This window comes from Psychrobacter sp. GW64-MNA-CIBAN-0177, assembly GCF_040309585.1.
Classification (GTDB): domain Bacteria; phylum Pseudomonadota; class Gammaproteobacteria; order Pseudomonadales; family Moraxellaceae; genus Psychrobacter; species Psychrobacter okhotskensis.
On sequence record NZ_JBEOOY010000023.1, the window covers coordinates 1 to 15,515 of the forward strand.

A 15,515-nucleotide genomic window follows, 5' to 3' on the forward strand; every position below is an offset into this window, starting at 1 on the left:
TGTCAGTTTGCTTGGTCATTGCTTATTCTCCTGTTATGGGATTATAAGCAGTTACACAGTTTTTAGGAAACTCCCTAAAGCACTGCGGCTTCTATTTGCCACCTAAAGCACGCTACAAGTACCTGTTAGAGCTACCAGAGTCAGCAGATTTGTCAACTGAAATTTCAAATGCTATGCAGTCTATAGAGGACTTCAAAAAGGATGATAAGTTCGTCGATGTACTACCTAAAGATGAGTATGCCGCGTTTAGTCGCTTAGAAGAAGGCAAGAAAGCTTTAAAAGGTCTTTTAAGAAGCTTTTCTAATATCCCAACTGATGCCAGTGGTGATGTCTTTGGACGCATTTACGAGTATTTCTTGGGGAAGTTTGCGCTCTCAGAAGGTCAGAAAGGTGGTGAATTCTTTACGCCTACCTCTGTTGTTAAACTGATGGTAGAGGTCATCGAGCCCTATCATGGGACGGTATATGACCCTGCTTGCGGCTCAGGCGGTATGTTCGTTCAGTCACTACATTTCGTTGAGGATCGTAATGAGCAGCTTAAAGCGCATGGCGAGCTAGAAGAAAAAGACAGTACGATAGATTTGAGCGTATATGGTCAAGAGAAGACCCGTGATACGGTCAAGCTCGCTAAGATGAACTTATTCGTCAATGGCCTTAGAGGAGAGATTAGACAGGCCAACAGCTATTCAGAAGACCCTTTCGATAGTTATGAGAACTTTGATTTTATCATGGCGAATCCACCGTTTAACGTCGATGACGTATCGGTTGCTACTGTTGAAGACGATAAGCGTTTTAATACTTATGGCTTACCTCGAAAAAAGACTAAGAATAAAAAAACAGATGGTAAAGATGAAACAGTAACGAATGCGAACTACCTTTGGATCAGTTTATTTGCCACATCTCTAAAAAACCAAGCAGAAGCTGAGGCACGAAATAGTGGTCGTGCTGCGCTAGTGATGCCAAACTCTGCCTCTGATGCTCGCAATGCAGAAGAGGATATTCGTAAGCAGATCATCGAGGATAATATTATATATGGCATGCTGACGCTACCATCAAATATGTTCTATACCGTGACCCTACCAGCAACGCTATGGTTTTTTGATAAAAACAAAACCGATGACAATATATTGTTTATTGATGCGCGTAATATATTTAGACAAATTGATCGAACTCATCGTGACTTTACTGATGAGCAAATCCAAAATATTGCGATGATTGGTAAGTTACATAAAGGTCGTCGTCGCGAGTATGTCAGTTTAATAGACAGCTACTTCGGTCTTGGTATGCAGATACTGACAGAAACGGTATCTGACATCGAACCTGCTATTGAGCAGCTCAAAGCAGTGGTAGCGGGTGATAAAGCACTGAAAACAATTGTTAATACGCTAAATGACAATTGGCATGCACTTTCCCCTTTGCAAAGTAAGTATCAAGCCTATTTGGAGGCTCAGGATATAAGTCAGATCGCAAATGAAGATATTGATGACCTAAATACTGACCAGATAAGCCTTTTACAGGAGTTCAAGCCTTTCTTCAAAGCACTGCAAGATAATAATAAGCAACTAGATAAAGGTATCAGGGAAAAGGAAAAAGACAATAAAGAGCAGGTCGCTCAAGCCCGTAAAGGGCTTGCTGATGCAAAGGAAACTAATGACAAAAAGCTGATCAAAGAAAAAGACACTGATTTGAGAGCACTAACAGCTATAACTGCTGAAATAAAGGCTATAAAAGATTTACTAGCAATTATACGTAATGATAGAAAACGTGCTGAATATTATTTCAATCATATAGATTGGTTACAACAACGTTTTCCTGAAGCTCGCTATGAAGATATAACGGGACTATGTAAGCTTGCTAATCTTAAAGATATTGAGGAGCAGGGTTATTCACTTAATACAGGGCGTTATGTTGGTGTGGTGATCGAAGAAGACGGTCGTACTGAAGAAGATTTTATTGACTATATTCATGAAATGAATGAAGAGTTTATGTCTTTAAATAAGCAAGCTCAACAGTTGGAAAGTGTTCTTAATGAGAATATAAGTAAAATCTTAGAGGTGAAAGGTTATGGGAATTAATTTCCAAAAGTTGAGAGAGCTTTGTGTAATCGGAGATGGCATCCATACTTCAATAGAGAGGCAAGATTCAGGTGTACCGTACTTTACCTCCAAAAACTTTAAGCCTGATGGTTTGGATTTAACTAACGTTGATTATATATCTGAGTCAGATTATGAAAGATATTTTATAGATAAGAAGTCACTGCTAAACCCTATAAGCCAAGACATTGTGTTTGGTATTATTGGAACTATCGGAACACCATACTTAGTTAAGCCGGAAGATAGGTTTGGAATTTCAAGTAGCGTAGCTATTCTAAGGTCTAAGAAAAAAATATTACCTAAATATTTATACTTATACATGAGTTCTCATATATTCCAGTCTACTGTAGATATAATGAAGAGTGGTTCTGCTCAAGGTTTTTTGAGCCTAGAAATGATTGGGAATTTACCTATCATTGCTCCTGATTTACGGATTCAGGAGAAAATAGCAGCTATTTTACATACATATGATAATTTGATAGAAGCTAACAAACTACGCATAGGGATTTTAGAAAGAACTATTGAAGAGTTGTACAAAGAATGGTTTGTCCGTTCGCCTAAACGGAAAATGATTGAGCTTAAACCAGAATTACCTAGTAGTTGGGATTTAGTTACAGTTGAAGATCTATGTAAGGAGATTAGAAAGTCAGTAAAGTTAGAAGATTTAGATAGCAAACAGACATATCTTGGGTTAGAACATCTAAGTAGAAAAAGTATAAGCCTATATAAATCGTCAACCACTGATTCTGTTAGCAGTAATAAACTGGCTTTTCAGAAGTTTGATATATTATTTGGGAAAATAAGGCCTTATCTGCATAAAGTTTGTATAGCAAATTTTGATGGTGTTTGTTCAACTGATATTTTGGTAATCAGACCTAAAGACAATATTCACTTAATTTATTTGCTTTTTACTATATTTAGCGATGCTTTTATAGACTTAGCCAACGTATCATCAAAAGGTACTAAAATGCCTAGAGCAGATTGGGATTTCTTGAAGAAAACTGAGTTGCGCCTACCTCCTAGAGATATTCTAGAAAGTTTCAATGAAATATGCATGCCAAGAATAGACCAGATATTTATTTTCTTACAGCAAATCAAATTACTCGAGGGAATGAAAGCTGCTTTATTACCGCGTTTAGTATCGGGTGAGCTATCTGTTGATGATCTAGATATTCAATACCCACCATCTATGCAAACAAGTGATGAAGCTGAAGAAAAATAAAAAATATTCATAGGACTAGAAGTATGGCAAAAGTGACATATAATTTCATCAGTGAAGATAAAATTGAAAAAGCCTGTATTAAGTTTTTGCAGCAGCGCTATTCCTATCAGCATATCGATTGCACTACTATCGACCCTGAAGATCTCAACGATGGCTCAAAGCGTACAGATAAGCGTGACGTCGTATTCAAAGAGCGCTTAGTTGCTAAATGCATGCAGCTGAACCCTAACGTGCCTGAGGCCACCATTCTATCAGCAGTGAAGGACATCATGAGTCGGCGTGTATCGATGTCTACTCTGAAAGCCAACAAGCAGATATATAGCTATATTCGTGATGGAATTAACGTCACTTATGAAGATGCTAATGGTGTTAAGCGCGAAAATATACCTTTACGTCTCATAGACTTCGATACCCCTACTAATAATGAGTTTTTATTAGTAACACAGCTAACCATTAAGACGACTGGTCTTGAACCCATCAGAAAGTACCGTCGTCCTGATATATTGCTCTATATCAACGGCTTGCCGATTGTTTTCTTTGAGCTAAAAAACTCTAACGTCAAGCTACAAAACGCTTTGACGGATAACTTGACCAACTACAAAAACGATATCCCACAGCTATTTTTATATAATGCCTTTTGCATCCTATCTAATGCCTCAGATACTAAGATAGGGAGCTTTACCGCAGATTGGGAAAACTTCTATCCTTGGCTAAGGGTGGATAACGAGAAAGAAAAAGTAGATAAGCAGCAGATTGAAACTCATGGTAATAGCATCGAGTACTTGCTTGCAGGGCTGTTTAGGCCTGAACGGCTATTAGACTACATCGAAAACTTTATTCTATACCAAAACGAAAAAGTAAAAATTGTCGCCCAGAACCATCAGTTCTTAGGCGTTAAGCATGCTTTTGAGAACTTCCTAATTAGAGATCAATTGCAGGGGCGTTTGGGCGTATTTTGGCATACGCAAGGTTCAGGTAAGAGCTTTGCTATGGTGTTCTTTATCCGTAAAGTATTTCGTAAATGTGCAGGCAACTTTAGTTTTGTCGTCATCACTGACAGAGATGATTTAGACAAGCAGATATCCAAAAACTTCTTGGCGACGGAGGCGGTAAAAGAAACGGAGATTGCCAAACCGAAGAATAGTCATCAGATGCGTGAAATGCTAGGTCAGAATCTGAAAATCGTTTTTACACTCATTCAGAAGTTCCGTTATGAGAAGGGTGAGAAGTACCCATTACTCTATGATAAGGATGAAAGAGAAGTCATCGTTATCGTAGATGAAGCGCATCGTACCCAATACGATACGCTCGCTGACAACATGCGCTCAGGACTTAAAGGTGCACATTTCCTAGCCTTTACAGGCACACCAATTCTCAAGCAAAAAAAGACTAAGCAGTGGTTTGGTGAGTATGTGTCCGAATATACCTTTCAGCAAGCTATTGAAGACCATGCAACATTACCTTTGTTTTACGAAAAACGTGTTCCAGAGGTGCTATTACAGAATGAGGCATTGAATGAAGAGTTAGCGGAGATCTTAGAAGACGAAGATCTGTCTGATGCACAGCGAGAGAAATTAGAAAACAACTTTTCAAAAGAGCTTGAGGTCATCAAGCGTGATGACCGCTTGGATACTATAGCAGCCGACATCGTTTACCATTTCCCTCGACGTGGGTATCGTGGTAAAGGCATGGTGATATCTGTTGATCAGTTCACTACGGTTCGCATGTATGACAAGGTGACGGAGTTATGGAAAAAAGAGCAACGTAAGCTACAAGGCCGAATCAATCAAACTCAAAACGATTTGGAAAGAGTCCGTCTTAAAAATCGTCTTAAGTATATGCAAAGTATCGAAATGGCAGTCGTTATAAGCAGTCCTGCCTCTGAAAAAGAGCGGTTTGAAAAGCAGGGACTGGAAATCCAAAAGCATATCAATAGACTGACGCAGCAGCAACCCAATAGTCGAGATATAGAAGATGACTTTAAGGACGCTGAGCATCCATTACAATTGGTTTTTGTGTGTGCTATGTGGCTAACAGGCTTTGATGCTCCCACTGTCTCAACGCTGTACATTGATAAGCCTATGAAGGGTCATACGCTGATGCAAACCATCGCAAGAGCGAACCGTGTAACCTCTTTTAAGACTAGAAATGATAGCGGGCAATTGGTAGAAAAAACTAATGGTGAGATTATTGATTACTACAATGTATTCAGAAACCTTAAGTCTGCGCTAAAAGATTATGGTCAAGGCACGGATTCAGGAGATGGAACAGACCCTGTACAAGACAAGTCAGTATTAATTAACCTATTAGATGAAGCGATAGTGGAAACACTTACATTCTGTCTGTCTCATGAAGTAGATTTGACGAAAATCATTGAAGCTCAAGAAGTTTTCAAGCAAAACGCTTTGTTTGCTGATTATGCGGATATTATGCTATCGCAAGATCTCATACGTAAAACGTACAATGTGCATTTCAATGTAGTTGCTGGTCTGTATGAAGCGGCTAAGCCTACGATTCTTAGTCAACCAAGACCTATTGTCAGTGTTATGCAGTTCTTACACACGTTTATTGCCAATAAGATTGATCAAGATGATTTGGATGAGCAAGCCGTTCAGGTTTCAAGCTTACTAGATCGTAGTGTTGTAGTAGATGGTAACAATACTAGCTCAGTAGCAGAACCAGTAAGCGAGTACCAAATCACTAAAAGCGCTAGTTGGAATCTCGCTAATGTAGATTTCGAGCAGTTGAGAGCCGAATTTAAGCAAACTGAACATAAACATATCGCCATAGCAGACATGAAGAAGTTTATTGAGAAAAAAATCAAACAGATGCTTAAAACCAATCAAGGACGAGTAAATTTTGCAGAGCGTTATCGTAATATAATTGACCGATATAATGCTGGAGCAACACAAACGGAAGAGTTCTTTGAAGAGTTGCAAAAGTTTGCTCAAGACTTAAAAGAGGAAGATCATCGGCATGTCCGTGAAGGCTTGACAGAAGATGAGTTGGAAATATTTGATTTGTTGGCTAAAGATAAACTGACGAAGAAAGAGGAGCAGGCAGTTAAGCTTGCGGCTAAAGACCTTATTAAGTCTCTAATAGATGCATCACCCAAAGTATTAGTGCAGGACTGGTGGAGAGACTCTCATACTAAAGCAAAGGTTCGTTCGTTCATTGAAGAGGTTCTAGATGAAGACCTTCCTGATTCCTACGATAAAGAAATCTTCGAGAACAAGGTGACTCAGGTTTTTGATTTACTACAGCACTTGGCTATTAATGACGAAAAATGGGCTAGCTAAATTAATTGATAAATTAAGAAAAGTGTAAAGTTTAGAGCTATAAAATTGATATTATTTACAGTTTACTTTACACTTTAGGCTTTGATTTAATAAAAGACTGTATAAAACGTATGTTCTAGGGTTATTGATTTATTAATAGGTATATATAACCATTTTAACGATGATAAGAGATACCTAAGACTTATTAGTCAGTAATATATTTTAAAACCTCGCTATTAGCGGGGTTTTTTTATGGGAAAAATAAAATAATAAAAAAAATGGCACAAGCCATTGTTTAAGTTATTTAATGATGGCTTTGTCGCTATTGTGATCGTTATATAGAGACAGAATATGAATGTTAAATACCGCAGAAATATAAAGACCTAATTTTTGTTTGCAAGATATATTCTTTTTATTTCTTATAATTGCAACATCAGCAACGCATAAAAATAGAGTTGTACACTATTATTCTGATGAATTTTTATATGAAATTTATTCAAATGACCATTTATATCTTATATCAACCGTTCGTTCTATTGAATTTCACTAATGCTAACGCTTTATTAAATGTGTTGATATAATCAAAAACATGAATAATCCAGTAAAGATTAATATTTAGATACTTTAAAAAAATAAATAGTTTGTAAGAAATATTCAAAAGCTCAAGGTAGGGCAGATTTATAGCCCAAAGTATCAAGTCTTATTTAGGTGGCACTGTATTATTATCGTGTTTGCTTAAGTATCAGCGTTAGGTTTATCAGATGAATAGTAGTGATGTGTTTCGAAAAAGTGATTTGGGTCGAGAAGAAATTAAGACGCAAAGTTTGGGCGTGTTGCCGCGAGAAGCGAGAACATTGCTGATCATGATTGATGGCAAAAAAACCTATCAACATTATTTAGATTCGCTTGATAACAGTAAGATGTTCGCTGAGTTTGGTGGGATAGCACCGTTGTTTGAGCTGCTGCAAGAATTCCAGTGTATCGAGCTGATAGTAGGGGATAACGCCAGCGCTTCTAGCCAATCTTATGCGCCGCCTCAATCCGCTGAGCCACAAGTAGCGGCATCGCCACCTACGATGCCGCCTATAGCACCGCCCCCAACGCTGGCTAATGAAGACAACAAAGCATTGCAGCCTGAACCAATGCCATCGCAGAGTGATAATGCCGCTGAGTTTGACGCGACCTTTAATGATAAGTCAGACAAAACCGTACCGTTTGCTAGCTACTTTAAGCGCAAAGCCGCTGATGTGGATTTTGAAACCTTAAAGTCGGAACTAGCGACTTATATCGAAAAAAATGCAGCGCCTGAGGATGCGTGGGGTTACCTGCTAAATCTGGAGCAGTGTACTGATGCCTCGCAATTATTGGCTCTCACACAGAAGATTCAGCGCTCTACCAGTGGCAGCCTATCACGCGGTGTGGGCGAGTTTGCCAAAAAAATTAAATCTTAAATTTACCCCTTTTATCGCAGCGCTGCATTTGGCTGTCGCCTGTAAAAAAGTACCAATAACTTATCGGAGTGCCTTATGGAAGTCGCTGAGCTGTCAGAAAAAAACACGTTAAACATGTTGCATGGTGAGCATATTATCTTGCGTTTGACTTATATTAGTCGTTATAACAACGACAACCCTAATGGGGAAGTCACGCGTATCCTAGCGCAGGCGCAGCAGAATAATGAGCGTAATGGCATTACGGGCGCATTGGTCTTCAATCACAATTACTTTCTTCAAAGCATTGAAGGGGCAAGACCTGTCATCAACGAGCTACTACGCAAGCTTGTAAAAGACGAGCGACATGCTGCCTTACAGATTATCGAATGCCGCGAAGTCGAGCAGCGTCGCTGGAATAAATGGTCAATGAAATATCTTATACCAAGTGATGAGAATAAAGGGCTGGCGCTTAAGTTTTCGACGGGCACTCAATTTAATCCCTACCTTATGAGTACCAACCAAATCATGATGTTGATTGATACCTTGTCAGAGCTCCAAGAGCAAGAAGAAATAGACGCTTCTGCTAAAAAGAAATCATGGTTTGCTATTGGCTAATTGACGTTTATAAAAGCGCTAATATAAAAGTGCTACGTCCCCATTACACCGCCTAAGAGAACAGATATGACCTCACCAAATTCAGATGCACACATCTTAATGAGCATGACCTACGCCAGCCGTGCAAACCCAGACGTATCGGCGAAAGACTTTAATGAGATTTTGCAGCAAGCTCAAGCGAATAACGCTGCCAATGGCATCACGGGGATGCTGACATTTAATAAAGACTATTTTTTACAAACGGTCGAAGGGCCGAGAGCGCAGATCAATCGTTTATTATATGGTCTTATTGCTGATCAGCGTCATCACGATTTACAGGTCATTGAAACACGCGAGCTGAAGCATCGAGAATGGGCTAAGTGGTCAATGAACTATGCCTCTCCAACCGAAGCCAATGCCGCAATTTATCTAAAATACTCTACGACGATTGATTTCAATCCGTACTTATTAAGTGCCGAATCCGCTCGTGATTTGATGAGTGAGCTTAGCGCAGGACGCACCTAGGCAGTTTTGGTATTTTCTCGTTAACATCAAAATAATGAGCAGTATGAAATGATAAACATTCAAGGGTTAATTTTATATATAGTCATTCCACTATAAAAGTATTACTGCGTTAACCTCGTTTGAAGTATTAAATATACATCTACACTCGGTTGCCTTGTACTACTTTTAAATTGAATCAACTATAGCCTCCAAGAGGTTTTTATTTATTAGTGTTGTCAGGGTACTGTTTACGAGATTTTTCTTTAGCAGGTTTTGGCACACAATAGGATTATTATCGATCTTCTGTCTAATGCTATATAGTAGATCTTTTATAAAAGTGGTACAGTAGTTTTAAAACAAGCGAAAAGTAAAAAGATTATGACTTATTCAGCAGACTTCCGTGCTCAAGTGGTTAAAAGTGTCGAACAACAAGATATGAGTATCAGACAAGCTTGTGCATTTTATGATATTAGTAAGGCCACGCTACAGAATTGGCTCAAAGATCCTAGTATTAAACTCACTCGCAATAAACCACCCAGTAAAATACCTAACGAAGCTTTATTAAAAGATGTTGAACAGCATCCAGACGATTACATGTACGAGAGAGCACAGCGTTTTGGCTGTAGTAAGTCGGGCATCGAGGCCGCTTTAAAACGTCTTGGTATCAGTCAAAAAAAAGACCTTAGAGCATCCAAAAGCTTGCCCATTAAACAGAGCTAAATATCTAAGTAAACTGGGCGACTACATCGCTCAAGGCTATGCAATTGTATACATGGATGAGAGTGGCTTCGAGGCTGAGACCATCCGCTCTCATGGCTATGCACCTATTGGTACCCCTTGCATCGATAGCTACAACTGGCAAGGTAAAAAACGCACCAATGTTATTGGTGCCTTATATGAAAAAGCGTTATTTGCACTTGATTACTTCGAAAAGAATATCAATGGCGACATATTCTACAACTGGTGCAAAAACACGCTAATACCAAGTCTTAAAATAAAATGCGCAATCGTCATGGATAACGCCAGCTTTCATAAACGCGTTCAGAGATTACTCAACAGGCATGGTCATCGCTTGTTATTTCTACCGCCTTACAGCCCTGATTTAAACCCTATTGAAAAAAAATGGGCACAGGCTAAGTTTCTACGACAAGGGTGGATGGAGAATAATTTACCTAAGCTGTTTCATGATATGGGTTGTACCAATTTTATTCTGGATTGACTATAGAAGATACATCATTGACTTAAGTTTGTTATTAATTATTTCTTATTATAGAGACGATTAATTTACTATTGTTATAACTACTGTTTTTGTTTATATTGTCTGTACTCATTAATGCCACGGCTAATACTGTTTTAATAAGTAAGAAACGGAATTGACTATTAAGTTTCGTATCATTACTTATTTATGAATTAGCAATCTTTAGTGCTTAGTAGATAAAATTATATTTATTAAGTTTATATCCCTTATCTTAAAGTTGAGTTTATTATGAATAAGAATACCACCATTGATTTAGACAGCTTAAACGTAGATGAGCTACGTGCCATCACCGAAAATGCCCAGCAGCTGATTGCCAAAAAGCAACATCAGCGTTTATATGATGCTTATATGCAGTTTGAAAAAATCGCTGAAGAGAGTAATAGCACTATCGAAGAGATTTTAAAAGCTGGTGAGACGTTAGAGAAAAAACGTAGCATCAAATATCGCAACACCGATAATAATGAAGAGACTTGGACGGGCCGTGGTCGTAAGCCGACGTGGTTGGTTGACGCGCTAGCAGCAGGTCGTAAGCTTGAAGATTTTGCTATTTAGCCATTTTAAGACCACTAAATGTATCCATGTGCTAATTGATGACACGCATTAGGTGCAAGAAAGGCAAGTAACAGTGCTACCAGTAGACTGAACGAGCCTGATGACATACCTGATTTTTAGTGGATTTAACTATATAGCAATATGTCTTCTACGCTGTTTTTATGATGTCGTTATAGCGATTGAGCTAACAGCACATCAGTAGACAGAAGCCAGTATCTTTGTTGCCAGTAATTTGGTAAAAAGATACTGGCTTTTTTTCTGTCATCTGTATGCTATTGTTTGTTATGATAATGACGTTTTTATCTTATATAAGAGTTATGTAACCGTGGCCCAAGTCTCTGCGTCGTCTCATAAGCGTCCCCGTAAGTTGTGGTGGCTATTTGGGTTTATATTATTTGCGCTATTTGCCTTATTGCAAATGCCTGCGTCGTGGCTACTTGAAAAATATGCACCCAATAGCCCTTATGTGCAGCACGTGTCGGGCAACTTATGGCAAGGCTCAGCGATTTGGCAATTGCCGTTGTCAGCGACGCCGTTGACTGGTGCGGTGAATTGGTCGTGGCAGCCTTGGCAACTATTCTTGGGTAAGTTGAGTGCGGACGTCGATATCACGACAGAGCAGACCAGATTGAACGGTCAAATAAAACTGGGTACCAGCTCATGGCAGATTGATGATATGAGCGGTAAGATTGCAGCGGAAACCTTGACCAGTGTGGTCGATTGGCAGCTGCCCAAGACGCCGATTCAAGTCAATGCGGTGTCTCTAAAACGCCAGACTGGCTCGGATAATGACTCCAATAAAAAGTCCTATGGTTTCAGTGAGGCGGATGGTCAGTTGACGTGGGTCGGTGGTGAAGTGGGCTATCCTAGTGGCGGTAAGGTTTTTTATATCACCATGCCAGCGATGCGTGCCGAGCTGAGTACGGAACAAAAAAATGATAAAAACCTGCTGCACGTTAATTTGTTGAACAATCAAGATAAGCGTTTAGGGGATCTGTATGTCGATGGCGATAATATGCTAGACGTCAGCTTGACCCAGCGTTTGTTGGAGAATATGCCTGAGTATAAAGGACAAGCTCCGCAAGATACCCCTGTCGTCAGTGTGCGCCAGCCCTTGTTAGCTGGTTTGGGGACGCGCTAAATGTCTACTGTTACCGCTAATTTAAAACCTATTATTAATATTCTGAATCGCTGCGCTGGTTGGCTGTTATTATTGGCGATTGCTTGGCTGTGCTGGACGGCGGCACGGCTATTGTGGTTGTTGCTAGCTGCGCCTTTGGCACCAGCATTGCCGCTTGCTCCTTTACAAAGCGCGAATACATCCGGCGATGATTACAGTGGTTTGTTTGCTATTTTTGCCGATCCCGCTCCTATCGCGGCGGCGGTACAGCCACCCCCTAATATTGGCTTGAAAGGGGTTCTGCTCGCGATACCAGAGAGCATGTCGTCAGCCCTGTTAGATGTCAATGGTGAGGTCAAAAACTATCGCATTGGTGACAGTCTAAAGGACAGTGACTATACTCTGATCGCCGTCGATTGGAATGCCGTCATCATTGCTGATGCCAGTGATCAGCAAACCGTCATTAGAATGGTAGAGTCCATGCCACTCGACCAAAGCGATATGCTAGCAGGTGCCGTCAGCAATCAGCGTTTGCCAAACACTAATGCCTTGCCGAGCGCCTCAACCTCAGCACCAGATAATACTGAATCCACAGCAGAGACGACTCCTGAGAGTAGCCCGCAATCCGCTATTGATGAAGCCATCACGGCACTACAAGAAAACCCAGCCAGTTATCTGAGCAGGATGGGCGTTATGGCCTCAGGCGAAAACTATCAGGTGACAGCGGCGATGCCCTCAAAACTACGCAACCGCCTAGGACTGGAGCCGGGTGATCAGGTGCTGACAGTCAATGGTCAAAGTGTGGGTAATAACCCGAGCCAAGATGCTGGTATCCTACAACAAGTCCAGCAAGCGGGCGAAGCACAAATAGAGGTAAAGCGCGGCGATCAAGTGATTACGATTCGCCAGCAATTTTAGACAAATGATTTTAAGTAAACCGTTCGTCATTAAAACGGCTTTAAGTAATTAATAACTATCTGGTTGGGGCTATGCTAGCAACGCACCAGCCGACAATACTCAGTCATACTAAATTCAGTACATACTAAGCGACATCACTGTAGGTAATTATCAATATGGTAAGTTCTCATAAATTTTCAGTTACGCCTTTGCACTATACCTTACAGCGCTTGATGCGCCTATGTCGTCCTCTTTGCTTAGCCGTGCCGCTATGGGCAGCCAGTACAGGTCTCGTTAATGCTGAGAGCTGGAAAGTCAACTTACAAGATGCCGATATCAAAGCCTTTATTAATGAAGTGGCGACCATCACCGATCAAAACTTTGTGCTTGATCCACGTATCAATGGCAATGTGACGGTCATCTCCAATAAAGCCTTATCCCGTGATGAGATTTATCAGCTGTTTTTGAGCGTGATGCAAGTCAATGGTATCGCCGCGATTGATTCTGGAACGACGGTTAAACTGGTACCGGATAATGTCGCCAAGCAGTCTGGAGTCGCCGTCGATTTACGTGGTGATAGCGTCGGTGAAGCACTGGCAACGCGCGTCATTTATTTAACCAATACTCAAGCGGCAGAGGTTCTGGGAGTCATACGACCGCTCATGCCGCAGTCGGCTCATGCTGCTGCTGTACCGGGTGTTAATGCCTTGGTATTGTCGGATCGAGCGGATAGCTTAAACCAATTAACCGCGCTCATCCGTGATTTGGACAGCAACGTCAATGACAGCTTGCAAGTCATACCGCTACGCCATGTCGATGCAGAGCGTATGATGGAGTTGATCAGTGCTTTGGTGGCGAGTGCCGGTAGTGGGCAAGCACAAGGCGGCAATAATCAGCTCAAAGTCATTGCTGATACGTCCAGTGATCGGCTGCTGGTCAAAGGCAGTCCTGAGATGATTGCCAAAGTCCAAGAAATGGTCAGTCAGCTGGATACCACGCCTACCAGACGTCTGAGTGGTTTGCGCGTTTTTCGATTAAAGTATGCCAGCGCTGGTCATATTGCAGATATGCTGCGTGGCTTACTGGCCAATCAATCCATCAATAGCGCTGGCGCGACCTCAACGTTAGAGTCGGCATCTTTGAATGATGCAAGTAGCACCGGCTCATCATTAAATAATAGCGCCAATGATATTCTTGGCAACAGCAGCATTGGTAATAATGCAGCAGCCTCTACCTCGAGTGCTAGCACTGGTGGCACGAGTACAGGTGGTACTGGGGTTGGTGGTCGACCTTTCAGTATCATCGCTGACGAAACCCAAAATGCGGTCATCGTGAATGCAGCGCCCGAGCTGATGTTTGAGATAGAAGATGCCGTCAATCAGCTAGACAGTCGCCGCGCGCAGGTGCTCATTCAAGCTGCTATCGTCGAAGTATCGGGCGATGATGCCACCCAACTGGGGGTGCAGTGGGCACTCGGTAACGCCAACAGTGGCTACGGGGTTGTCAACTTTAATAACGTTGGTGCTAGTGCAGCGTCGCTTGCGGCAGCTGCTTTGTCAGGGGGCGGTGCTGCTAGTATTAGCGCGGCGGCAGGCTCAATTGCTGGTGCGTTGATTGGAATTGGCGATAGCAGTAAGGACAGTCAAGGCAATACCCAGTTTTATGGCGCTATCTTGCAAGCGCTTGATTCGTCTACCAGTGCTAATCTGCTGTCTATGCCATCGATTTTGACACTAGACAATGAAAAAGCCAGTATTTTAGTCGGTCAAAACGTGCCCTTTGTTACCGGCTCTTACACCACCAGTGGCAACTCCTCAACCAATCCATTTCAGACTATCGACCGCCAAGATATTGGTATTAATCTGAACGTCATTCCACACATTGGTGACAATGGCACGGTGCGTTTAGAGGTGTCGCAGGAAGTGTCTTCAGTCGTGCCCGGTAGCACGGGAAATGCCAGTGGTTTGATTACCAATAAGAGCCTTATTAATACCACTATTTTAGCAGACGATCAACAGACCATCGCTTTGGGCGGTTTGATGCGGGATAACACCACCACACGTCAACAAAAAGTGCCGGGCTTGGGCAATGTGCCGGTTATCGGTCGTCTGTTTCGCTCGGACAATGACAACACGCAAAAAAGCAACTTAATCATCTTCCTACAGCCAACTATTCTACGCGATGGCGGTGCAGTGGCGAGTGTGACCGAGCGTAAATATAACCAAATGCGCGTCTTACAGCTGGTCATCGACAAGAATGGAACGATTAAGCAATTGCCATTGAGTGGTACGGAAGGCTGGAATGGGGATGTCAGTGCAGATTACGAGCTGATGCCACTGAATCCGCTCGTACCTAAGCGCGATCAAACGCCAAAAGCTACCTCGCAAGGATTTACTAAAGTAGAGAGTCCTAACAGCGGTATCACGACTTATCCTCTCAAGCGTTAAACGCTAACTCACGCATATTATCCTTTCGTACGGTGTCATCAAAAACATGACACCGTACATTAGCTTGCGTATTCATAACACAGATAAACACAGCCACTACGATATCCCAGTATACTAGGA

At 41.4% G+C, this 15,515-nt stretch carries 12 protein-coding genes; all 12 read left to right on the forward strand.

Going from position 1 to position 15,515, the window contains the following annotated elements; translation table 11 throughout:
• Positions 1-95 precede the first annotated feature (95 nt).
• The 12 genes from AAEY79_RS12070 to gspD all read left to right on the forward strand — a co-directional run bounded on the left by AAEY79_RS12070 (position 96) and on the right by gspD (position 15,395).
• Complete coding sequence (locus tag AAEY79_RS12070; RefSeq protein ID WP_025650620.1) at positions 96-2,075, forward strand: class I SAM-dependent DNA methyltransferase; 1,980 nt, start codon at positions 96-98, stop codon at positions 2,073-2,075.
• Entirely contained in the window at positions 2,065-3,315 is a 1,251-nt protein-coding gene (locus AAEY79_RS12075) for a restriction endonuclease subunit S (protein ID WP_025650621.1), read from the forward strand. The genes AAEY79_RS12070 and AAEY79_RS12075 overlap by 11 nt, the downstream gene beginning before the upstream one ends.
• Positions 3,316-3,338: 23 nt before the next feature.
• Positions 3,339-6,614 carry a type I restriction endonuclease subunit R gene (locus AAEY79_RS12080; protein WP_025650622.1) on the forward strand — a complete coding sequence of 1,092 codons (3,276 nt, stop codon included), beginning with the start codon at positions 3,339-3,341 and terminating at the stop codon, positions 6,612-6,614.
• A gap of 740 nt (positions 6,615-7,354) precedes the next feature.
• Positions 7,355-8,044: a hypothetical protein gene (locus AAEY79_RS12085; RefSeq protein WP_025650792.1), complete on the forward strand. Its 690-nt coding sequence runs from the start codon at positions 7,355-7,357 to the stop codon at positions 8,042-8,044.
• 75 nt (positions 8,045-8,119) lie between these two features.
• Entirely contained in the window at positions 8,120-8,638 is a 519-nt protein-coding gene (locus AAEY79_RS12090; RefSeq protein WP_173238869.1) for a BLUF domain-containing protein, read from the forward strand.
• Between the two features lie 66 nt (positions 8,639-8,704).
• Entirely contained in the window at positions 8,705-9,142 is a 438-nt protein-coding gene (locus tag AAEY79_RS12095; RefSeq protein WP_025650790.1) for a BLUF domain-containing protein, read from the forward strand.
• Positions 9,143-9,499: 357 nt separating this feature from the next.
• Entirely contained in the window at positions 9,500-9,841 is a 342-nt protein-coding gene (locus AAEY79_RS12100) for an IS630 transposase-related protein (RefSeq protein ID WP_352288489.1), read from the forward strand.
• Positions 9,780-10,340, forward strand: a complete 561-nt coding sequence (locus AAEY79_RS12105; protein ID WP_352288492.1) for an IS630 family transposase — start codon at positions 9,780-9,782, stop codon at positions 10,338-10,340. Before AAEY79_RS12100 ends, AAEY79_RS12105 begins: the two co-directional genes overlap by 62 nt.
• 267 nt (positions 10,341-10,607) lie before the next feature.
• Entirely contained in the window at positions 10,608-10,931 is a 324-nt protein-coding gene (locus AAEY79_RS12110) for an H-NS family nucleoid-associated regulatory protein (protein WP_025650789.1), read from the forward strand.
• A 325-nt stretch (positions 10,932-11,256) separates the two neighbouring features.
• Positions 11,257-12,072 carry a type II secretion system protein N gene (gspN, locus tag AAEY79_RS12115; RefSeq protein ID WP_101212466.1) on the forward strand — a complete coding sequence of 272 codons (816 nt, stop codon included), beginning with the start codon at positions 11,257-11,259 and terminating at the stop codon, positions 12,070-12,072.
• Positions 12,073-12,969, forward strand: coding sequence for a type II secretion system protein N (locus AAEY79_RS12120; RefSeq protein ID WP_352288495.1), 897 nt, complete (start codon positions 12,073-12,075; stop codon positions 12,967-12,969).
• A 155-nt stretch (positions 12,970-13,124) separates the two neighbouring features.
• Positions 13,125-15,395, forward strand: a complete 2,271-nt coding sequence (gspD, locus tag AAEY79_RS12125; RefSeq protein WP_352288498.1) for a type II secretion system secretin GspD — start codon at positions 13,125-13,127, stop codon at positions 15,393-15,395.
• The last annotated feature ends 120 nt before the right edge of the window (positions 15,396-15,515 follow it).